15 protein-coding genes and 1 pseudogene are annotated in these 22,218 nt (G+C 69.4%); 10 read left to right on the forward strand and 6 right to left on the reverse strand.

What is annotated here, in order from left to right; all coding sequences use genetic code 11:
• The 4 genes and pseudogenes from ACWCXX_RS36515 to ACWCXX_RS36530 all read left to right on the forward strand — a co-directional run.
• Positions 1 to 1,050, forward strand: a 1,050-nt coding sequence (locus tag ACWCXX_RS36515) for a transposase (protein ID WP_451134935.1), incomplete at its 5' end; no start/stop codon positions are given.
• Between the two features lie 548 nt (positions 1,051 to 1,598).
• The gene (locus ACWCXX_RS36520; protein ID WP_451134937.1) at positions 1,599 to 2,717 is read left to right on the forward strand and encodes a DUF6192 family protein; all 1,119 of its coding nucleotides are present in this window, start codon (positions 1,599 to 1,601) and stop codon (positions 2,715 to 2,717) included.
• A gap of 3 nt (positions 2,718 to 2,720) precedes the next feature.
• Complete coding sequence (locus ACWCXX_RS36525) at positions 2,721 to 3,155, forward strand: RacP protein (protein ID WP_451134939.1); 435 nt, start codon at positions 2,721 to 2,723, stop codon at positions 3,153 to 3,155.
• A gap of 53 nt (positions 3,156 to 3,208) precedes the next feature.
• Positions 3,209 to 4,023: pseudogene (locus tag ACWCXX_RS36530) on the forward strand (IS5 family transposase); the annotation flags it as partial.
• A 331-nt stretch (positions 4,024 to 4,354) separates the two neighbouring features.
• Here ACWCXX_RS36530 and ACWCXX_RS36535 read toward each other — a convergent pair.
• A complete protein-coding gene (locus ACWCXX_RS36535) occupies positions 4,355 to 5,578 on the reverse strand; it encodes a PP2C family protein-serine/threonine phosphatase (RefSeq protein WP_451134965.1) in 1,224 nt (407 codons plus the stop codon).
• Positions 5,579 to 6,076: 498 nt separating this feature from the next.
• Between ACWCXX_RS36535 and ACWCXX_RS36540 the strand changes: the two genes are divergently transcribed.
• Positions 6,077 to 6,343, forward strand: coding sequence for a hypothetical protein (locus ACWCXX_RS36540; protein ID WP_451134941.1), 267 nt, complete (start codon positions 6,077 to 6,079; stop codon positions 6,341 to 6,343).
• Positions 6,344 to 7,671: 1,328 nt separating this feature from the next.
• On the opposite strand, the gene ACWCXX_RS36545 is transcribed toward ACWCXX_RS36540, so the two are convergent.
• On the reverse strand, positions 7,672 to 8,019 hold the full coding sequence (locus ACWCXX_RS36545; RefSeq protein ID WP_451134943.1) for a hypothetical protein: 348 nt from the start codon (positions 8,017 to 8,019) through the stop codon (positions 7,672 to 7,674).
• A gap of 308 nt (positions 8,020 to 8,327) precedes the next feature.
• Between ACWCXX_RS36545 and ACWCXX_RS36550 the strand changes: the two genes are divergently transcribed.
• Positions 8,328 to 8,585, forward strand: coding sequence for a hypothetical protein (locus ACWCXX_RS36550; RefSeq protein WP_451134945.1), 258 nt, complete (start codon positions 8,328 to 8,330; stop codon positions 8,583 to 8,585).
• Between the two features lie 60 nt (positions 8,586 to 8,645).
• Here the strand turns inward: ACWCXX_RS36550 and ACWCXX_RS36555 are convergent, their stop codons facing one another.
• Together ACWCXX_RS36555 and ACWCXX_RS36560 are read right to left on the reverse strand one after the other, a co-directional pair.
• Positions 8,646 to 9,749, reverse strand: coding sequence for a L,D-transpeptidase family protein (locus ACWCXX_RS36555; RefSeq protein ID WP_451134947.1), 1,104 nt, complete (start codon positions 9,747 to 9,749; stop codon positions 8,646 to 8,648).
• 137 nt (positions 9,750 to 9,886) lie between these two features.
• Positions 9,887 to 11,593 carry a GH25 family lysozyme gene (locus ACWCXX_RS36560; protein WP_451134949.1) on the reverse strand — a complete coding sequence of 569 codons (1,707 nt, stop codon included), beginning with the start codon at positions 11,591 to 11,593 and terminating at the stop codon, positions 9,887 to 9,889.
• A 227-nt stretch (positions 11,594 to 11,820) separates the two neighbouring features.
• Between ACWCXX_RS36560 and ACWCXX_RS36565 the strand changes: the two genes are divergently transcribed.
• The gene (locus ACWCXX_RS36565; protein WP_451134951.1) at positions 11,821 to 12,942 is read left to right on the forward strand and encodes a peptidoglycan-binding protein; all 1,122 of its coding nucleotides are present in this window, start codon (positions 11,821 to 11,823) and stop codon (positions 12,940 to 12,942) included.
• A gap of 109 nt (positions 12,943 to 13,051) precedes the next feature.
• Here ACWCXX_RS36565 and ACWCXX_RS36570 read toward each other — a convergent pair whose 3' ends face one another.
• On the reverse strand, positions 13,052 to 13,588 hold the full coding sequence (locus ACWCXX_RS36570; protein ID WP_451134953.1) for an SMI1/KNR4 family protein: 537 nt from the start codon (positions 13,586 to 13,588) through the stop codon (positions 13,052 to 13,054).
• A gap of 37 nt (positions 13,589 to 13,625) precedes the next feature.
• Complete coding sequence (locus ACWCXX_RS36575; protein WP_451134955.1) at positions 13,626 to 16,664, reverse strand: tectonin domain-containing protein; 3,039 nt, start codon at positions 16,662 to 16,664, stop codon at positions 13,626 to 13,628.
• A 146-nt stretch (positions 16,665 to 16,810) separates the two neighbouring features.
• Between ACWCXX_RS36575 and ACWCXX_RS36580 the strand changes: the two genes are divergently transcribed.
• From ACWCXX_RS36580 to ACWCXX_RS36590, 3 genes are all read left to right on the forward strand, one after another.
• Entirely contained in the window at positions 16,811 to 18,571 is a 1,761-nt protein-coding gene (locus tag ACWCXX_RS36580; RefSeq protein WP_451134957.1) for an RICIN domain-containing protein, read from the forward strand.
• 328 nt (positions 18,572 to 18,899) lie between these two features.
• Positions 18,900 to 20,612 carry a protein kinase domain-containing protein gene (locus ACWCXX_RS36585; RefSeq protein WP_451134959.1) on the forward strand — a complete coding sequence of 571 codons (1,713 nt, stop codon included), beginning with the start codon at positions 18,900 to 18,902 and terminating at the stop codon, positions 20,610 to 20,612.
• A gap of 664 nt (positions 20,613 to 21,276) precedes the next feature.
• A partial coding sequence (locus ACWCXX_RS36590) for a hypothetical protein (RefSeq protein ID WP_451134961.1) occupies positions 21,277 to 22,218 on the forward strand: 942 nt, incomplete at its 3' end.

The following is a 22,218-nucleotide window of genomic DNA, read 5'->3' on the forward strand; positions in this document are numbered from 1 at the left end:
TTCATCCCGGGCTGGCCCTACTCCTTCGTGGCCGCTCTGGAGCCGGGTGCCACGTCCTGGACCGCGATCCTGGACGCGGTGAGGCTCGGCCCGGCGGACGACGCGACCGCGGTCACCGCCGCCCAGCTGCGGGGTGTCGTCGAGCGGCTCATCTCCGCGGGCCAGTGGCAGACCGGGGATCCGCATATCGTGATCGTCAGCGACGCCGGCTACGACGTCACCCGCCTGGCCTGGGTCCTGCGCGACCTCCCCGTCGAGCTGGTCGGCCGGGTCCGCTCCGACCGCGTGATGCGGCTGCCGAAACCGCCGCGGGTCTACGACCCGAAGGGCGGCCGGCCACCCAAGCACGGCCCGGAGTTCCGCTTCACCAAGCCGGAGACCTGGCCCGAGCCCGCGATCACCACGGTCACCGACACCACCAACTACGGCAAGGCCGAGACCCAGGCATGGGACCGGGTCCACCCAAGGCTCACCCACCGCTCATCCTGGCTCGGCCACGACGGTGAGCTACCCCTGGTCGAGGGGACGTTGATGCGGCTGAAGGTCGAGCACCTGTCGAAGGACCGGGACGCCCCGCCGGTGTGGTTATGGTCCTCCAAGACCGGCGCCACCCCGGACGACGTGGACCGTTTCTGGCAGGCATTTCTCCGCCGCTTCGATCTGGAGCACACCTTCCGCTTCGCGAAGCAGACCCTCGGCTGGACCACCCCGAAACTCCGTACTCCCGAAGCGGCGGACCTCTGGACCTGGATCCTGATCGTCGCTCACACCCAGCTCCGGCTCGCCCGGCCCCTCGCCGCGGACCTCCGCCGGCCCTGGGAGAAACCCACTACGGCCGACCGGCTCACCCCCGCCCGGGTCCGCCGGGGGTTCAGGAACATCCGCGCTCACCTCGCCTGCCCGGCCCGTGTTCCCAAACCCCGGGGCACCGGCCCCGGACGGCCACCCGGCGCCAAGAACAGACACCCGGCACCCCGCTACGACGTCGGCAAGACCCTCAAACGCCCCGAGACCCTCAAGGGCATCGGCAAGCCCGGCAGATCTTGGTAGATAAAGAACAAGCTTAGTGCCTGTTTTCGATCCCAGGTTTTGAGTAGCTTTGTGCCCTAGGCTGGCTGGGTGTCCGAGGACTCCGGGCAGGCTGTGGAGCGTGCGTGCGAGGGGTGTGGGAGTCGGCTGAGGCCGAGTGCCCCGCCTCGGGCAAGGTTCTGCTCTACGGCATGTCGTGCCAGGCAGTGGCGTCGCGACCTGCGGTTACGCAAGCGGGTGGCTGCGGAACTGGGCGGCGCCGGCCGGGCCGAGTGTCCCGAGTGCGGGACTACTTGGGTCGTGGGAGTGGATCGCCGTTCGAACGCGGTCTACTGCTCTCGGCGATGTGTCACGAGAGCCTGGCGGGCCCGAAAGGAATCGTTCGGCCAACGGTCACAGTGACCGCAACGCGAACGCATCCGAATCGCATCTTCGATCAGATTCCGGTCACTTCCGGTCGGTCGTTGTGATCTTAGGATTTCCGGTCTGACTCTCGGTCCAGAGGCGGGCTGCGTCTTGCCACGGTCCGAAGTGCCGTGCCACGGCCAGTAATTGAGGGTGAGAATCCCATGACCGAAGAGGTCGAGACCGCCGACAAGGTCGGCAGCGTCAGCGCGGACCGGTACGCGGAGATCGTGGCCGAGCTGCGGAAACTCGTGGAGACCGCCAGCCGGATCCAGTTCACGATCGGCGACTACGCACTCGAAGTCGAGCCGATGCGCGAGGCCGGCGGCCAGGAGCGGAGCGACTCGCTGTTCAGGGTCAAGGACTCGTTGTTCCGCCTGGCCGAGGACATCGGGCTGTCCTACGCGATGGTGGACAAGGCCCGGTGGACCGCGTCGAAGTGGCCGAAGGACCGGCGGGCCCAGGGAGTGTCGTTCACGGTCCACAACATCCTCGCGGCCATCGCCGACGACGAGGAACGGTTCACCACCATCCTCAACCCGCCGGAGGGCAAGTACCGGTGGACTCCTGACGAGGCCAACCGGCGGGTCGGACGCCAGGTGGTCAAGCCCGTCACCCCGCAGGAGAAGGTCAGCGCGATCCACTCGCTCGTCAGGGACGACGAGGTCGCGGGACGTGTCACCGGCGACCTGCTGAGGCGGCCGGAGGTGGTCGCGCAGGTCAGGGACAAGGACAAGGTCCGGGTCGTGGAGGAACTGACCCGCGAGGACCAGGTCGCGGCCGCGGTCGCCCCGGACTTCCTGCGCCGCCCCGCGGTCGTCGCCCGGGTCGCCAAGGCGGACAAGGTGAAGGTCGTCGAGGAGCTGACCCGCGACGAACACGTCGCGGCCGAGGTAACCACCGGCCTGCTGCGCAGGCCGGACATCGCCTTCAAGGCCATGTCGGACGACACCGCCCGCCACCAGGTCAACCGGGCCCAGGTCGACCAGGGCCGGCAGGCCCGCGAGCACTTCGAGGAGACCAGCCCCGTCGCCCCCGCGATCCGCAACATCGACCGGTCGGTGGAGTTCTTGGACCTGGTCACCGCCTGCCACGCGTTCGTCGCGGCGGCCGGCCGGGTCGTCCCCGGGATGCGCGACCGCCAGCTCAGCGACGACGAACGCGTGATCGTGCACGAGAACGTCGCCCGCGTGAGGGCAACGCTGGACTGGATCGAGACGGCCGTGGACACCGGCAAGGTCGACGTCGACGGCGAACTGGCCAAGCTCCTGCAGGGTGAATAGCCGATGCCCCGTGCCTCGGAGCGCAGATCGCCGGCGGCCCAGCGACACGCCGACACCGTCCGGTTCGTGCTCTTCGAAGCCAGGCCGGCCGGTCTGACCTTTCCCCAACTGGTCAGATCCAGCGAACTCTCACCCCACCAGACCCGCGCGGGGCTTGCCTGCCTGCGGGACATCATCACCGAACGCGGCTGGCCGCCCCTGATCTGGACCAAGAAAGACGGCTACAAGTTCTGCGCCGAACCCGCCGAACTCCAGGCATACGAGGTCGCGGTCATCCGCGGCAAGCTCACCGAGATCCGGCGGTTCATCACCGGAACCGTTGCCCCGCACGCCGCCCTCCAGCCCAAAGGCCGGTGGATCAAACACCTCAACACCCAGCTCAACTCGGTCGAGTCCACGCTCGACGTCATCGCCGACTACACCGACGCCGACGCCTGAGCGGCGGGTCCGGCCGCGAAGCGGGCGGACCCGCCCCGTCTTTGAGGGAGGGAATGTTGCCGCGCAGACGCTGCTACCCCTCCGACACCTGGGACGACGAATGGGCGCTGATCGAACCGCTGCTGCCGGTCCCGGCCTGCGAGACCTCGGCCGGCGGCCGTCCCGAGAAGCACCCTCGCCGGGAGATCGTGGACGCCATCCGCTACGTGGTGGACACCGGCTGCAAGTGGCGGGCCCTGCCCAAGGACTTCCCGCCCTGGCGTACGTGTTACGGGTTCATGGCCCGCTGGGCCGCCGCCGGCATCGTCGGACAGATCCGTGACCAGCTCCGCAAACGCATCCGCCGCGAGATGGGCCGATCCCCCGGGGCAGTCGCCACCGTCATCGACTCCCAGTCGATCAAGGCCGCCGACACCGTCGGCAAGGACTCCCGCGGCTACGACGCCGCCAAGAAAATCAACGGACGCAAACGGCACCTGGTCGTGGACACCAAGGGACTGCCGCTGTTCGTCATGGTCACCCCGGCCGACATGACCGACCGCAACGCGGCCAAAGAAGTGCTGTTCCGGCTGCGGCTGATGCACCCCGAGATCACCATCGTCTGGGCCGACTCCGCCTATGCCGGACAGCTCGTCGACTGGGCGAAGACCTTCCTGAACCTGACGATCAAGACCGTCAGCCGGCCGAAGAACGTCCCCGGGTTCGTCGTCCTGCCCCGACGCTGGGTCGTCGAACGCTCACACGCCTGGGTCATGCACGCCCGCAGACACGCACGCGACTACGAACGGCTCATCCAGCACTCGGAATCGCTCATCACCTGGGCCGCAATCACCCTCATGACCAGGCGCATCACCCGCCGAAACTCCCGCAGGAGCGGACAGCCGGCCTCCCGCGAGGCCCACCGCGACTGATCCCTACGGCACTGACGGTCAGCAGTGCCACCAAGAGGCCACCGGGCCCTCAAGCCCGCCCAATTCTCGCCCCACCACGACGGCTTCATCGGCACAACCGGCAACATCAAGGCCGACGCAGGCGTCTGCCCCAGATGCCGTCAAAGGGGCAACGGGATGATCTTGAAACCCTGGATATCCAACCCATCCCCCATTTCGGCTCAGTCGTTGGCGTGGCGTACGACCAGGCGGCCTCCCGGCGGAGAACCGGCGACGACCTGACACTGAGCGCCGTGGCGGCCGCCTCCGTCACAGGCGAAGGACGACCAGGGCGGTGTCGTCGGAGCCGCCGGCAGGTGGGGTCAGGTCGGCCAGGAGTGTGTCGGCGAGCGTGTCGGGGTCGGTGCCCTGGTGGCGGGCGAGAGAGTCGGCAAGCCTGGTCAGGCCGACATCGATGTCCTCATGGCGGCGTTCGATCAGCCCGTCGGTATACAGCACAAGGACGGCCCCCTCGGTGAACGCGGCCTCGGCCTGGGGGCGGGGGATGTGCTCGGGGCGGGCGCCGAGCGGGGGGTCGGTGGCCTGGTCGAGGAAGTCCACGGTGCCGTCGGGGTACAGCAGGGCCGGTGGAGGATGGCCGGCGTTGCTGTAGGCGATGGTGCGGTTGGTGGCATCGACGACGCACAGAACGGCGGTGGCCGACTCCGCACCGTCGACCGATCGGGCGTACAGACCGAGAGTGTCCAGGGCCTGGGCCGGGCCGTCGGTGACGAGGGAAGCCGCGGTGAGGGCGCTGCGCAGCTGGCCCATGACGCAGGCGGCGGCCAGCCCCTGGCCGACGACGTCGCCGACGGCCACCGCGATACGGCCGTCAGGCAGTTCGACGAGTTCGTACCAGTCCCCGCACACGTTCAGCACCCCGGCCGCGGGGCGGTAGCGCACCGCTGCGCGGTGATGTCTCAAAGGCCCAGGGGCGGGCAGCATCGCCTCCTGCAGGCTCAGGGCGACGTCGCGTTCGCGGGCGTGCGCCTCACGCAGCCGCTCGTTGACCTCCTGCAGCTCCCGGGCCCGGGTGTACAGCTCGGCTTCCAGCACGGTCGCCCGGTCTTTGCCGCCTCGGCTACGGATGAGCTCGGTGATGTCCTCTTCCCGGTGCAGCAACAGCGCCACCCGCCCGTCCGGGCCGAAGACGGGGACGTTGACCGGACTCCAGTACCGCTCCTCCCACACCCCGGGCCGGTCCGGGTACTCCACGTCATAGCGGTGAAGCGTCATGGCATCGCGCTGCCCGGTGGCAGCCACCCACCGCAGCGATGCCTGAAGCTTGCGCATGCCGGTCACCGCGGGGTCCCTGGGGTCGTCGGGAAAGGCGTCAGACAGGCAGCGGCCCACCACCTGATCACGGGTACGCCCCATGCTGCTCAGGAACGCCTCATTGACGTCGACGTACACCAGGTCTGTGGTGAACAGGGCCACTGCGCTCGGCAGCGCCTGGAAGACGGCCTCGTAGTCGATCCCATGTGTGTTCACGATGCCACCTGTCAGCGACGCTGTGTCGATCACGTGCCTGTCACGATATGTACCAGCGTGGCTCCAGAGAGGGCGGCACACCCGTGTCGCAGAAATCTACGACCCGTCCGGACACGGACCAGCCGAACTCGCCAAACCCCTCCGTTCGAATTCTGAGCTGGGCAAACACCGAAACACCACGGGTTGTCATGTCATGAACGACTCAGAAACGGGCACTTACGGGTTCCGACGTAGATAACCGGTGCAACCCTCCAGATTTCCTTGAATGAGCGCCTCGCATCAGCACAGATGGAACTTGTCAGCCGGGGTTGCGCTGCTTGCCCTCGCCTGCCGCACCCTGCTGCCCGGCACCACGGACCGGTAGCCGTCAAGCGTTCGCGAAGCCCCGTCCAACCCCGCCCCGGCGGGCCCTGATGCGGATTTTCGCGAGAACTGGAACGCGCCGGCGACCGCCCCGAACGTGTCCCTCGTCCGCACCACCCGTCCGAAGGAGACCGACCAGTGACGACCGTTCAGACCACCTCGACCACCCCCGCCCCGGCCCCTGCGACCCCGGCCCCTGCGACCCCGGCCGCTCCGACCCCGTCCGGGTGGGTGCCGGCCGCGATGACCGCGCTCGGCGTCATAGTGGCCCTGATGGCGTGCGCGTTCGGAGCGTTCCTCGCCTACGCCTACCCGGCACTGCGGGAACCGCTGAGCGTCGCCGCAGGCATCGCGACGGTGCTGTGCATGGTGGCGGCGCTGATCGTCTCCATGTGCCGCCGATGACCCTGGTGCGGCCCTCCCGCCTCGGGGGCCAGGAGGGCCGCACCCCGCCACCGTTTCGCCGTTGCGTAACAGGGCGCCCAACGAGTTGCTCAACAGGTTGCCAGCGCCCCCTGGCCGACAGTCGCTGCGCCGCAGGTGGCAGGCAGTATCAGCGCTGACCCACCGCGCCGACACCTCTCTCTGCAGGAGAGAGGTCCCCCTCATCCACCCCGCCCGGGACAAAGCCACCATGCCGCCCCCTCAACCGCGCGAACGGCGCCGATGAGGACCCCGGTAAGTTGGACGCTTCCCGCGCCGTGGCCAGCTGCCACGCGTGTTGCGCTGATTGCGGGCAGGCCCTGTTTCCGGAGCCGCACCCCAAGCCCCCTCGTACCGGATGGTGGTGCCCGGGAAGGACACCACCATGTAAGGCACCGTACGCCCCTCGGGCAGTGGGAGCGGAGTGTGCAGCGGGCTCGTCAGGGTCGCATCGGGTCTGAGCATGAACCGGGGTGCCAGAGGCTGGCGGAGAAACTGCCTCAGGCCTGTCTGTACAAGACCGCCCCGCGCGACAAAGGCTTCTCTGAGGGAGGAGACACGGTGCGCGCCGTCAACCAAGGAGAGGGGCAAACGCGTCTTACCGGACCCGATCCCGATCCACACCAAACTCGAGATATCGGACCCCATCCGCCCCGGCGGAATCAATCCGGGCTGCTTGGGGGATGGCACACCGGCCGTGGGTACCGGTGGCTGTCCGATGCGGTCCAAGACCGACTCCATGTACTGGAGGAACGCACCGCTTGCGCGGCGAGGCGCGGGAAATTCGGGTGTGGTCTGGCGTGGCCGAAACCCTTGGGGCGTGTTGGCCAGTTGGGGAGACCGGGCTCCTTGAGTGGGGGATTGTTGCGCACGGCGGGCGCGGTAGGCGGCCTGGCGGCAGGCGTTGGAGCAGAACTTGCGAGTGCGGCCAGTCAACGGCTGGTCGAACCGCTTGGTGCATGTCTCCCGCGCGCAGAGGTGCACGACCCGTTCCTTGGAACGGCCTTCCCATAACAGGGCGGAGAAGCGGGGGCCGCCGGGCGAGCGCAAATCCTCAAGCAGTGCCACACCGTGGGGGGACTCCCCGATCCGGTGAAGGATCCCGGCCATGGCGTTTTCCACGAGAGAGGCCGTGAGGCCGTGCCGCCGGGCGATCTGGTCGGCGTGAAGTTCGTGGGCGCGCCAGCGGAGCAACTGCAGCTCGCCTGGCTTGAGAAGTGCGCGCAGCGCGCGGTCCAGCAGCGGCTCGCCGACATGCCGGGACACCGGATCCCGGTCAGGCCCGTAGCCCCTCCGCCGCTTCACCCGCTTCACCGGGCCTCCGCCTCCATCCCGCCTGCCTGCACACCGTCCGCCGGAGCCGCCAGACCAGTCCCAAGCTCGGCGGTTGCTCCGCTTGCCGGACCCACCGGAGGCTGAGACGCGCCACCTTGGCCGCCGACGGAAAGCGTCTGCCGGATACCCCGGCCCAGTGCCGCCACCAGGCCCAACTGCGTCTGCCCCACCGACTCCAGCACGTGCGGCAGGTCTTCCTGCCGACCGTATTTCACCACCATGCGCGCAGTGCGCGAGTACGCCACGATCGCCACAACGACGACGCAGCACAGCAACAACAGGACGAATCCGACCAGCAAGATCACGGCCAACGTGTTGTCCATTTCGCTTCCCCCTTCAGGGCCAAAAACGCCAAAGGGCCCCGACACCTGCGGTGTCGGGGCCCTTCAGCAGTACGGGAACTAAAAAACCCCGCACAGGGCGGGGTGAGGTGTCCGGGCACACGACTGCGCCCGTCCGAGCCGGACCCTAACCCGGCTACCACCTCGCCCACAACCCCCAATTCGCCAACCAGGCAATTTCAGCAGGTCAGAGGGCACAGGCAGGAGCGCAGAACGAGAAAAAGTTTCGTAACAGCCCGCGGCCGGTACAAGGTGATGCCTACGCATGTGCTGCCCGTACGATGACCGGCGTGATTGTCCGCCGCGCCCTTGGCACCGGCCCCCAGGCTCCCGCGCCCAGCATCCGCGCAGCCCAGGCCGACCTGCTCGACGCTCTTCCCGGAGAGCGCCTGTCCGACCTCGACGAACTGCGGGCCCGGGGCGTGCTCGGTTCCCGCCCGGCGGCGCCCCCGTCCCCGAGGCGGACCCTCGGAACCGGTGGCCGCACCGATGGGCTGCCTGATGCTTCCCCGGCGTTCCCGGCCGCAGACGCGGACACGGACGCCTGAACGCCCGGTGGGCGGCACCCCCATGGGGGTGCCGCCCACCGGGCGTTGGCGGTGCAGGGGTCAGCCGACCTGGAGGGTCAGGTTCGTCGGCCAGCCGGCCCGGTCCAGGCGGTTGAACAGGTCCTTGATGTCGGTGGGCTTGATCTTGATGCAGCCCCAGGACTTGTAGTCGATGTCCCCGTCCCACCGGTAGTAGTCGTCGCTCATGAGCGGGACGTCGACGGCCTGGGTGCCGTCGCTGAGCATCTCGCTGTGGATGAACAGGGCATCGCGCTTGACCTGCTTCTGGCCGGGCTTGGGCGTGCAGTACTTGTCCTCCAGCTGGATGGCGTACCCCTTGATCCCCGTCTGGAGGCCGCTGTTGCGGTTGGTCTCGTGCCCCTTGACCTTGTAGGTCCCGTTGGGCAGCCATCCCTCGCCGCTGGCGCACTCGTTGGTGATCCCCATTCCGGACCCGGCGCGGTAGCTCTTGACCGCCTTGCCGTTGTGGACGAGGGAGAGGACCGAGTACATCGGGTGCTTCTGGTTCTTGGTGAACTTCAGGGAGTACCCGGTGGGGCCGGGCCGGGAGTTGGGGCCGGTGTCGGGCCGGGCGCCGGTGGGCGCGGTGACCAGGGCCCTCCAGGTGGCCGGACCGGCGATGCCGTCGGCCTGCAGGCCCTGGTTCTTCTGGAAGGCCTGGACGGCGGCCGCGGTGAGGTTCCCGAAGGACCCGTCGGCGGTCAGGGAGTGCCCGCGGGCGGTCAGGAGCCGCTGGAGGGCGGTGACCGCGTCCCCCTGGGCGCCGGTACGCAGGGTGGTGGTCAGGGCGTTCCAGGTGTTCGGGCCGACGACGCCGTCGGCCTGGAGGTGCTGCTCGGTCTGGAAGGCCTGGACGGCGGCCGCGGTGAGGTTCCCGAAGGACCCGTCGGCGGTCAGGGAGTGCCCGCGGGCGGTGAGCAGCTGCTGGAGGGCGGTGACCGTGCTGCCCTGGGCGCCGGTGCGCAGGGTGGGCCACTGCTGCTGGATTCCGGAAGCGGGGGTGGCGGCGCGGGCGGCGGAGGCTGCCGGGTCGCTGCTGGCGCTGGCGGTGTCGGGGGCCTGCGTGCCGAGCGTGGCGAAGGCCGCGACGGCGAGGGCGGTGGTGGCCAGGGTGGCCCAGACGCTGCGGGCGGTGCGGTTCATGACGAGGTCCTCTTTTCGTGTCGTGTGGGTCCCGGCCCCGGGCCGCGCCGGGGTGCGGCGCGGCCCGGGGCCGGGGAGGAGTGGAGCGGGGTGGTGCGCGGCGGCCGCCCCGGGCCGCCGCTGGGGCGGGGCGGGGGTCAGATGAAGGTGATGTCCCAGTGGACGCCGCCGCCGCGGGGAACCTCGTAGACGTACTCGGCGGAGATGCCGGCCAGGGTGCCGTGCCAGCGGGCGTCGGTGCCCCGCGGGGCGCCCTTGCGCTGGGTGGACTTGATCCAGTTGGTCACGCAGCCGCCCTCGTCACGGGTGCGCAGGTCGAGCTTGTAGCCCTTGGCGTGGGAGTGGTTGCCCCTGGTGCTGTGGCCGGACTCGGTGCCGCCGGTGATGACGATGGTGCAGCCGCCGCTGGCCTTCTTCAGAGCGATGACGCCCTGGATGGTGCGGGCACGGACACCTGCCAGGGAGGTCCGTCCGACCGGGGCCTTGATACCGGCCGCGGCGAGCTGCGCGAGGGCCTGGCGCTCGGTCAGCCGGCCGTTGCCCGGAGCAGGCGTGGTCGGAGCTGGCGGGGCCGGGGTGGTGGCCTTGGTCCCGTTGACCAGCTTGTTCCACGTCTTCGGGCCGATGATGCCGTCGGCGGCCAGGCCGTGGGACCGCTGGAACGCGACGGTGGCGTTGCGGGTGGCCGGGCCGAACGCCCCGTCGACCGCGATGCGGTTGCCGTACCCGGCCAGCTGCGCCTGGGCGGCCCTGACCGCTGGCCCGCTGGACCCGGTGCGCACGGTCCGGGTCAGCTTGTCCCAGGTCTTGGGGCCGATGATGCCGTCGGCGGCCAGCCCGTGGGACCGCTGGAACGCGGTGGTGGCGTTGCGGGTGTTCGGGCCGAAGATCCCGTCGGCGGTGACGGACTGGCCGGCCGCGGCCAGCAGGTGCTGGGCGGTGGTGACGTTCACGCCGCGCGAGCCGCTCTTCAGCAGCGGCCAGACCGCCGTGGACGGGGCGGTCGGCGGGGGCGTGGACGGAGTCGGCGGGGTGGTCGGGGTGGTTGGGGTGGTCGGTGCCGGGCGGGTGGGGGACTGGCCGGGGGCGAGGTGGGCGAGCCGGCGCAGCTGGGTCAGCGTGCCCTTGTACACGTTGACGTCGGCGTTGCCCCGCAGACCGGGCACCGACCCGCTCTCGGTGTACTGCCAGATCGACCAGTACCTGCCGCCGACCGGAGCGGGCTCACGCGTCCCGCTCTCGTAGCGGGGCTGCCATAGCGGGCTGTTGGCCAGGGAGCTGACGCTGCCGCGCAGGCACGTGTCGGCGAAGTCCTTCGACGTGTAGACGATCGGGTCCACCCCGAACGCCTGACGGGTCTTGGCGAGGAACGCGCCGACCTGGGTGTTGCTCACCCCGGCCGGGCACCGGCCGCGGATCTTCTCCAGGTCGACCACCGGCGGCAGCTGCCCGGCCCGCTTCCCGTCGTACCCGGCCGCCCTGGCCATGCGGATGAAGTGATCGGCCTGGGCGGCGCCCGAGCCGGAGTCGTAGAAGTGGTACGGCGCCGCCATCAGCCCGGCCCGCGACGCGTCCGCGAAGTCCCCCGCGAACTTCGGGTCACGGTAACCGGTGCCCTGAGTCGCCTTCTGGAACACGAATGAGTACCCCGCCCTGGCGGCCGCCGACCACTGGATCGGGTGCGAGTTGTGGTGGCTGGTGTCGAAGCCCTTCACGCTGTACGCCGCCGGGCCGGCCGCCTGCGCCTTCTCGTCACCGGAGAAGCTGATCAGGCCAAATCCAGCAGCCGCCACCGCCACCATGGCACCCGCCTGAAGGCCCGTCTTCTTGCTGATGATGCCCATGTCCTCACCTCTCGTCAGACCCGCCGGCACACATCCGGAGGGCGATTTGCGCGGCGCCTTTGCGGCGTCGACGAGATGAAGATTCGGGGTGCCGCCGTCCCACCGGTAGCCTGATCGCCATTCCAGCCGTACCGCGCCGTCCCGGCCGTTCCACACGGCCCCTGACCTGCGAAAAGGAACGGCCCTGGAACACGCGACGCTCACATCGGTACCGAGGGGGAGGACCCATGCGGCCTGACCGAGGCGACCAGCCACCCGCGCACCCGCTGCCGGAAGTAACCGCACTGCTCCGGGCACTGCAGCAGGTGAAGGAGTCCAAGAACCTCTCCCTGGACGCCTTCACCCACGACACCGGCTACTCCCGCTCCTCGTGGAACCGGGTCCTCAAAGGCACCGCGTTCCCGCCCCGAACAGCGGTGGAACGCCTCTGCTCCCGCCGCGGCCTGGACAAGGCCACGCTGCTGGGACTGTGGGACGAAGCCGACCGCGCCCGCCGCGCCGCCGACAGCCAGGAGGAGACCCCGGCCGCCGGCACGGCGCCCGCTCCTGCCCAGGCGGACCCCGCACCGGCGCAGCCGGACCCCACACCCTCCGCAGAACCGGACTCGACCCCGGCCCCGGTCCCCGGCACCCCGGCCCCGGAGCCCCCCGCAGCAGCCCCGGCTCCCGTACCGGCCACGCCCGGACCCCTCAAACCGGCCCAGGGCGGCCAGACCTCCGGCTCCCGGAGCCGGATCAAAACCCTCGCGCTGATCGCCGCCGCCCTCACCGCGCTGCTGCTGGTCGGACGCTGGTACTCCCTCCACGAGCAGAAGAAGGACCCCGTCGTCTCCCAGCCCGAGACCGGCGGCGACAACCGCCCCGGCGACGACCAGCCCGAAACCGGTGAACCACCCAAGCCCTCAAAGAGCAGCACCGCCCCGACCACCGGCCCGACGGACGACGAGAAGAAGAACAAGAACCAGGACCAGGAGGACGGCAAGGCACAGGGCGAGGAAGCCCCGGACAGCTCCTCCCGCCCCAGCAGCCCGGCCAAGGACCAGACCTCGCCCGCGGCATCGCCCAGCCAGACCACCCCGCTCGGTGCCGCCGGCCGCGCCAACTGCCGCTACAACTGGGACCGCACCCAGGTCATGGCCAAGGGCATGGTCGGCTCCAAGGTGAAGCAGATCCAGTGCCTGCTGAACTACAACTACGACTACACCCTCACCGTCGACGGCAAGTTCGGAGAAGGCACCGACGTCGCCGTACGCGCTGTTCAGAGCTGCAGCGGCCTCAAGCCCGACGGCCAGGTCGGACCCCAGACCTGGAAATACCTCGACATTCCCATGTCCGGCTGCGGCCACTGAAACGAGCTATCCAGTACCGGCCGTGCCACCGGCCTCCGGGTGGCACGGCTCCTTCGCCTGGTGTGAGGGCCTGGTCGTGCTGCGCGCACCTGGGCTTGGGGGTGGTGCCTTATGCTCCCCGCCATTTCGCGAACACGTGCTGGGCGGCCGCCTCGATCCGCTCGCTGAACGGGTCGGTCTCGCCGGTCAGGACTGCCAGGAAGAACGACGCCATACCGCCGTCGAAGACGGTCCAGCGGGTCACCCCGTACGGTGTCTGCCTCCGGAAGACGGCGACCCGCCAAGTGTCAGGGGCTCCCTCACGCAGCCAGAACGCGACATCACCACTCGCCGAGTCCGTGAAGGGCAGCAGCTGCGGCAGGTCGCCTTCGGGCAGAAGAGCACTCAACTCCTCGCGGTCTCGGTCAGAGAGCGCGGGATCGACTCTGTCCAAGAGGTCTCCGTACGGTGACCCGGGGACCGGGGGCGTGCTTACGGACAGGTACTCGTCGATCTCGCCTCCGCCGTACGACTCCACGAACTCGCGGTAGTCGGCCGGGAACTGGAGGAGCGTCTCCTGCTCGACTGCTTCCCAGTCCACTGTGTCGCCACCGGAGACGGGTGGTGCAAGCAGCAGGCGCAGCCGGGCGATGACGGGGTGGGGCATTCGAAGCTCCTCCGGTTACTCAGCTGTGTGGCTGTGCTTAAGGCTGCCCCGGCAGGGGGACGTCGGCACCGCTCCGGCTATCGATCGCGAGGCCGAGGTTCTTCCAGCTCCGGCCGGCGGTGTAGATCAGGTTCGACACAATGGTGGCGTCGTTACCTGCGTAGCGTCCCGTCTTGTCCCACGCGATATAGGACATCTGGAACTCGTAGGGCACTGTCCGGTCGCCGCTGTACACCGGCGTTACCTCGTACTGCACGACATGCTCGGAATCGACGAGGGACCGAACGGTGTCCTCGAAGTTCAGCATGTTGTCCATTGGACCAGGCCGCTCACCAGGCAGCTCCTTGGGCTTACCAACGTAGGAGTTGGCGTCCGACCCGCAGGTCACCAGGTTGGCCAAGTCTGTGCCCGATCCACCCAATTGTGCACCTAGCAGATGGCAGGCATTGACGTCGCTTCGCCGACCCTTCAGATAGCTGACGTAGTCACGTGCCCAGCTGTAGCCAGGAGGCCTGGGACCGTTTCGTTCAGTGGACGTGCCGGGGTGCTCTTGCAAATAGGCCGTATCCAGACAGGCACGCATACGGGTGGCTCGGTTGCCATGCGCGGCGTCCGGCGTGCCGAGGTCCACCCGCTTAATTCCCGGCTTGCGGCAGTCGGAGAAGCCGCTGTCGCCCTGGTCCTCAGGCTCGTCGTTTTCTTTTCGGTCTGCGGCTTCGCGGGCGGTGTCGATGGCTTTGCGGAGGGTGTCGTACGTCTTCTTGGCCTGCTTCGCCTCATCGACGAACTTGGGGTACTCCTTGGAGAACTTGGTGACGGCTCCCCAGAGCTTGCCCGTCTTCTTGGCGGCGCCGATGCCGAGTACGGTGCTTCCGGCGTCGACAGCTGCCCAGAGGCATTTGAACAGGTCGCCCTGGGTGCACTTGACGATGTTGTCGATGCCGAAGGTGTCGATCAGGACGTCAAGGCCTTCCTTCTTGAGCCAGTCGGTGAGGCTGGTCTCGAGGAGTTTCTTCGCATCGCGGTATTCCCTGACGCAGTCTCGGCCGGGCTCGCAGTTCTCGGCGAGGAGCCGTTCGTCCTGGTGCTGCTGCGCGATATCGGCGGCTCCGCCGATACGGGTCCAGCCGATGCCGGTGCCGGTGGTGCCGTTCCACCGGTAGGCGGTGGTGAGGTCGGGGGAAAGGCCGTAGAGCTGGGTGTCGCTGACAGCGAAGGTGGCGCCGGGGCCGCCGATCTCGGTCCAGTTGTCGGGCGCCCCGTTGTACTTGTGGATGTTGCCGGTGTCCGGTGCGGTGGCGAACAGGCCGGCTCCTCCGGCGTAGAGGCTCTTCGCGGGCCCGCCGATCCGGGTCCACTTGTCGCTCTTGCCGGTCCATTCGTAGACGGCCGTGTGGTCGGGGGCGATGCCGTAGACGTGGTCCTCGCCGACGGCGAAGGTGGCGCCGGGGCCACCGATCCGGGTCCACTTGTCCCGCTTGCCGCTGTACTTGTAGAGGTCGCCGCTGTCGGGGTTGGTCGCGAAGAGGCCGGCTCCTCCGGCGTAGATGTTCTTTGCCGGGCCGCCGATTTTGGTCCAGGTGTCGCCGTGCCATTCCCCGATGCCGTCGGGGACCAGCCGGTAGAGGTGTTCACCGGTGGCAGCGAACCGGCCACTCGCACCGCCGACCGGATCCCAGCTGCGGGTACCGGCGTTGTACTTGCGGACCTGTTCGCTGTCGGGCCCGGTCATGAAGACATCCGCACGGCCGGCGTAGACGGCGTTCACGGGGCCGCTGAGCGGCGACCAGCCGTCGCTGCCGCGCTTCCAGAGGGCGCTGTTGTCCGCGCTGACGGTGTAGAGGTCGTCCTGGGCGGTGACAGCCATGCGGGTGGTGAGCCCGGCCACCGTGTCAAAGGGGCCGGCGGGCTGGACCTGCTCGGGGACGATCTCCCGCTGACCGCCCGCGTCCGGGGCGGAGTTCTCGCCGCTCTCCGAGTCCTCCGGGCCCTTCGGGTCTTCGGTGGCCTCCCGCGTGGGAGGGACGGAGGCTGGCTGCGGCTCAGGTACGTCCGGGGCGGTGTCCTGCGGCTGCGGCTGGGGTGGTGTGGGCGCGGGAGTTTCCTGAACCGGGGGAGGGGCCGGTGCGGTCGCCGGTGCTCCGAGCGGTGTCCAGCCGGTTCCGGTGCCGGTCCATTGCAGGACCGCGGTTCCGTTCGGGGCGAGGCTGTAGAGGTGGGTGTTGCTGACCGCGAACCCGGCGCCGGGCTCACCAGCTTTGGTCCAGGAGTCGGGCTGCCCGTTGTACTTGCTGAGCGTCCCAGTGTTGGGATCGGTCGCGAAGAGTCCGGCGCCGCCCGCGTACAGGTCCTGGGCGGGCCCGCCGACCTTGGCCCATTCCGTCCCGTGGCCGGTCCATTCGTAGACGGCGGACCGGTCCGGGGCCAGGCCGTAGAGGCGGTCGTTGGTGACGGCGAAATCCGCACCGGGCTCACCGACCTGCGACCACGCCTCCGGGGTGCCGTCGTACTTGAAGACCTTCCCGGTCTCCGGCGCGGTGGCGAACAGCCCCGCGCCGCCCGCGTCGAGGTCCTCCGCCGGCCCGCCGACCTTGGCCCACTGCGTCCCGTGGCCGGTCCATTCGTAGACGGCGGACCGGTCCGGGGCCAGGCCGTAGAGGCGGTCGTTGGTGACGGCGAAATCCGCACCGGGCTCACCGACCTGCGACCACGCCTCCGGGGTGCCGTCGTACTTGAAGACCTTCCCGGTCTCCGGCGCGGTGGCGAACAGCCCCGCGCCGCCCGCGTACAGGTCCTGGGCAGGTCCGCCGACCTTGGTCCAGTCAGAGCCCTGCCCGTTCCACCGGTAGACCGCGGAGTGGTCGGCGGCCAGCCCGAACAGCTGGTCGTCACCGGTCGCGGTCACCGACCCCAGCGGGACCGGCGCGGAAGCCGAGGCCTCGTCAGCCAGGGCGGGAAACGAGGAAAGGACACCGGCAGCGACCACACCGGCCATGACGACGCCGATCCGGCGAAGGACGGTGAGCGTTCTGCCGGGCCGGGACCGGGCACGGCCCCACACAGCACTACGGGTCACGGAAAGCTCCAGGGTCTGTCTGGGAAACGGTGGAGCTCTCACCGTGTGACCTGGTCTGATTGTCCATCAACAGCCTCCTCGCATAACCGCAGATGGGGCGCGGGAGAGCAGCGGACAACGCGGACAACTATCGGGGGAGCGCCATTATGGTGAAGGCCGGCCGTCCACAGGGCGGGCTCAAAGGGCAGACCGAGCAGGCCAATGCGCTGGCCGCGTTCCTGAGGAATCTGACGAAGGACTTCACGGTCCGCGAGCTCGCGGAGCGGTACAAGATCAGCAAGACCAGCTGGGGCGAGTACCGGGCCGGCACGAAGATGATCGAGCTGCACCTGCTGCAGCAGGTGGTCCGGGACCTGGTACGCGACGAACGCGTCCGCAGTGCTGTCACCGCCAGAGCCGAGGAGCTTCATCAACTCGCCAAAACTGCGGAGAGCAGCACCCCGCCACCCACCGCCCTTCGAACGGGAGGAGAACCACCCGATCAGGTCCTGCGCGCCGCCGACGCCGAGGTACGCGAATCGAAAGAACTCCTCCAGGCCCTGCGTGAAGTCATTGCCCACCTACAAGCGGCCCCTCCAACGCCGTCGAAGCCCAACGCACCAGACGGGACCGGCAACCCGGACCACCCACCAGCCGCCAGCGCGCTCGGCGAGGCCACCGAGCAGCTCGCCCGGATGGAGGAACTTCAAGCCACAGCCGAATCCGTGCGGGCCCGCGCCCGGGAACAGCTGGAAACCCACGAAGCAGCCGAGACCGACGCTCCGCCACCGAGCCGGGAACTCGTGGCGCCCACCCCGGTGACGGAACCCTCGCTGGCGGAAATCGCCCTCATGCTCGCCCAGGTACGCACAGCGCTGGACGCCCAACGCCAGGACATCTCTGAACTCGCGACCCGCATCGGTCTTCCCCTGCGCATCCCAGCGTCCTCGCCAGCCGTCGTCTCAGGCGAAGTGCTCCACCGCCCTCCCACTCCCGAACTCGCCCCCGTGTCCGGGAAGCCGAAGCCAAGACGGCGACGGCTGACGAAGCAAGCAGTGACCAGCGCCGTCGCGACCACCGCCGTGATGACGCTCGCCGCAGCAGGCTGGTACTTCACACACCAGCAGCCCCTCGGCTCCGCCGCCGCTGCCCCCTCCCCCTCACAGACCACGACCACCTCCACCCCCTCCACCCCACCGGCATCACCTCCCGGCTCGACGAAGCCCCCAACGACTCCGCAGCCGAGCAGAACCCCGGAGACGGCGCCGCCCACGGCGAAAGAGCCCTCCGCCTCACCCCGGGCGACACACGGCGCGATGCCAGCCGTGCCACCGGTGCAGTGGGGGCACATCATCAACGACAACAGCGCCCTGTGCCTTGCCGTCCCCGCTGCGAGCCGACAGTCCGGCAAGCACGTCAACCAGTATCCGTGCGGCGACTACTCCGACCACTACTGGAAGACAGAGCCAGCGCCCCGTGACGCGCAGAGCAACGGCTTGGTCCGCATCGTGAACTACAACAGCCGCCAGTGCCTGAGCGTCGCTGATTCCAGCACCGAAGCCGCCGCACCTGTCGTCCAGTCCACCTGCGAACAGAGCGAAGGACAGTACTGGCAACTGGAAGAACACCCCGACGGGACCCGGGTCATCAACGCCAACAGCGGTCAGTGCCTGGCCGTACCCGCAGCGAGCACCCAGGAATTGACCGAGGTCAACCAGTTCCCGTGCGGCGACTACCCCGACCACTACTGGCACCTGGAGGGACAGGTACCTCGCAGTCCGACGAAGGATCAGACCGTGCTTGCAGCCTCGCCCGATCAGACCACTCCGCTCGGTGTTGCTGGCCGCCAGGCAACGGCCGACGCTGTCGGACCGGTCCGCCCAGCAAGCGGCCCGCCGGGACGGCGGAGTCTGAGTCTGAAGATGTGAGGCTGGGGCGACACGGGTGATCCGTGTCGCCCCAGCCCTTTTTGCTCAACGCGGCGCAGGCGTACCACTCGGAAGGCCGCTGTCGGCGGAAGCGGGCGGCGTGGACGGCTCCGCGTCCTGCCCGGCCGGATCTTTCGGGGCATCGGTGAGAGCTGTCCCTCTGTCATACCCCTCCCGTGCTCTCATCGGTGGAGAACCAGGCCGTACTCGCCCCTACCGTGCCCTTGCCCTATGGAGTGCCTGTTTTCGAACTGGGCGGTCGTGCTTCGGTGGTTGGGTAGGTTTCGACTGCTTGTTGGTGCGCGTTGTTCCGGTGGAGAGGGGGGCCATGGAGCCGCTGGCGGCTGGGGATCCGGTGCGGGTGGGGAGTTTCACGTTGCGTGGCCGGCTGGGCGCGGGCGGGATGGGGGAGGTGTTTCTGGGGCGTTCGCCGGGTGGGAAGGCGGTGGCGGTGAAGGTGGTGCATCCGCATCTGGCGCGGCAGGAGGAGTTCCGGCGTCGTTTCCGGCGGGAGGTGGCCGCCGCGCAAGCGGTCAGTGGTGCGTTCACCGCGCCGGTGGTGGCAGCCGGCCCGGAAGACGAGCCACCGTGGATCGCGACCGTCTATATCCCCGGGCCGACCCTGGCCGATGCCGTGACCGAGGGTGGGCCGTTGCCGGAAGGCGCGGTGTGGCCCCTGGCAGCCGGTCTGGTCGAGGCGTTGCAGGCCATTCACGCCAAGGACCTGCTCCACCGTGACCTCAAGCCGTCGAACGTGCTGCTGGCCGCGGACGGCCCGCGCGTGATCGACTTCGGGATCGCCCGCGCGATGGACGCCACCGTGCTGACCGGCCCCGGCACAGCCATCGGCACACCCGGTTTCATGTCCCCGGAACAAGCCGAAGGAGGCCAGGTCGGGCCGGCCAGCGACGTCTTCGCCCTCGGCGCCGTGATCGCCTTCGCCGCCACCGGCCACGAGCCCTTCGGTCAGGGCCCGCCGCTGCCCGTCCTGCACCGCGTGGTCAACGGCGAGCCACGACTGGACGGGCTGACCGACCCGCTACGCGCTCTGGTGGCCGCGTGCCTGGCGAAAAACCACGCAGACAGACCCACCACCGTCCAACTCCTCGGACAGATCACCGCGCACTGGGACCCACCCGATGACTTCCCTCCAACCCCGCCCTGGCCCCAGGCCGTGAACGCCCTGATCCAGACACGCGCCATACCCGCCACCACGCCATACACTGCCCCGGCCGCCACCCCGCCCTCCCTGCATTCCGCGTCCACACTCACCGCACCCCCACGGCACGCCCCGACGCACCCGCACCAGCCGCCACCAGATACGGACCACCCGGCCGGTCCCGTCGGAGACTCCGAGCCGAAGCCTCGCGCCCTACGCCGCCGCCACTGGCACGCGATCAAGCTCGCAAGGGCGGGCGAGTTCGAGGAGGCCGCACGCGTGCTCGCCGACCTCATCCCTGATCGGGCCCGGGCGTGGGGACCTGACCACCACGGAACCTTGGATGCCCGCCTACTCCACGCCGCCTACCTTGGAAAGTCGGGGGAGCGTGCGGAGGCCGCACGCCTGCTGGCCGACCTCCTTCCGGACATGGCACGCGTCCGGGGCGCCGATCACTACTACACCCTGGAGGTCCGCCGACACCACGCCCTGACCGTCGGGGACGTGGGGGAGCATGCGGAGGCCGCACGCCTGCTGGCCGACCTCATCCCCGACTTGGTCCGCGTGAACGGAGCCGATTACGCCAAGACTCGGGACGCCCGCCTACTCCACGCCGCCTTCCTTGGAGAGTCGGGGGAGCGTGCGGAGGCCGTACGCCTGCTGGCCGCCCTCATTCCGGACATGGCACGCGTCCAGGGACCCGACCACCCCGACACCCTCAACGCCCGCCTACTCCACGCCGTCTTCCTTGGAGAGTCGGGGGAGCGTGCGGAGGCTGTACGCCTGCTGGCCGCCCTCATTCCGGACATGGCACGCGTCCGGGGCGCCGACCACCCCGACACCCTCAACGCCCGGTCGTTTTCAGATCGCTGGAGCGAGTGAGGGGGCGCTGCGGGACCCGTTGGGCGCCGCTCTGAGCGTCCTGACGCCACTGGTGGCGGTGGCGGCGCTGATCGTCCCCTCGCGCCGCCAGTAATCAGGATTCGGTCCTCCTGGCCCCGCATGGGTCGGGAGGACCGTGCCTCGCCGCCCCCGCCGCGCTGCTGCTGGGTGGCCGGTCACCACAGTCCCGACCGTCGTCGTCCGGGGCGGTGGCTCGCGGGCTGGGGCTGTTCCGGCTCAGCGGTGTCCTGTCAGATCGTGTGGTGGCTTGGACGGTCCGGGTCTGTCCGGGCGTCGGCTGCCCCTTTTTGCGGGACCTCGGGGTTGTGGTCCGTGGACAGGGCTCTTGACCAGGGCGGACAGGTCCGGACTGTCCCGGACTTCTTGGTCTGTTGTGCGGGGGTGGGTGGCCCGCGACGCTTCTCGTATCGCTCCGCAGCCGTTCGTCGGCGTCCGGTGCGGGGGCTTCCTCCAGCAGTTCATGACCGCGGGGTGAGGCCCGGAATGCGATGCCGCGGCGGGTTCGGCCGCCCGGCGCCCCGTGTCTCAGGAGGAATCCCGTGAACGTCTCTTTGCGTACGACCGTTTCCCGCCGGGGAGAGGGGCCGGCTGGTGGCTGGCTCGTGTGCCCCGCCGCTGGCCGGCGTCTGTGCGGATGGTTCTGGTGGCCGTCATCGCCGCGGTCGGCTTCACCTTGGTCGGGCCGGCGGCGACGGTGTCGGCCGCGCCGCCCCCGCCGAGTCCGGCCTCGGACTCCTCCGGTCGTGAGCCCAGCCGCTGGGACAGGCTGCAGTGGCAGATGTACGAGAACTGGGTCGCGGCCGCACTGGACGGTCACGACCCGTACTACAAGTGGAAGCTGCTCCGGCAGATCTTCGCCAAGCGTGTCCTTGCCAAGTTGGAGAAGGGCAGCGTCAGCCTCTCGTTCAAGGACGATGTGCCGAATTTTGTGCAGGACGCAGAGGAATTCATCCGGCGGTCGCAGGAGACTCCCGACGGGCTGCGGCGGCAGCTCACCGAGGCCGGGGACGAGATCCACGATCTGAACCAGAAGATCGACCGGGCCCAGACCCTCGCCGAGCGGGAGGAGCTCGAGAGCGACCGGGAAGTAGCCCGCAAGCAGGAAAAGGACGTGGCCAAGCGGTACCGGAAGGTCATGGAAACTCGGCCGGACGCGGAACGCGTGGCGGCGAAGATCCAGGGCCTGGACACGAAGATCAGCGACCTCGGGAACAAGATCACCAGTCTCGAGGAAGAGACGAAGAAGTCCCGTCCGGACCGCCGGGAGAAGCTGCGGCAGCTGAACACGGCCCGTGCGAACCTGGCCCAGGCCGAGGCCGACCGCCGCCGGCTCCAGGGACCGCCGGACGACGACGGCGACACCGGCGGCACACGGACAACCCCGCGCGACCCGAAGCAGCCTCCGAAGGGACCGGGCTCCACCAACCCGACCACCACATCAACAACGCCGAAGGGGAACAAGGGCACGACGGCGGTCAGGCCCACGGTCACGCCGAAGGGGAACAAGGGCACGACGGCGGTCAGGCCCACGGTCACGCCGAAGGGGAACAAGGGCACGACGGCGGTCAGGCCCACGGTCACGCCG

This window comes from Streptomyces sp. NPDC001732 (assembly GCF_053596315.1).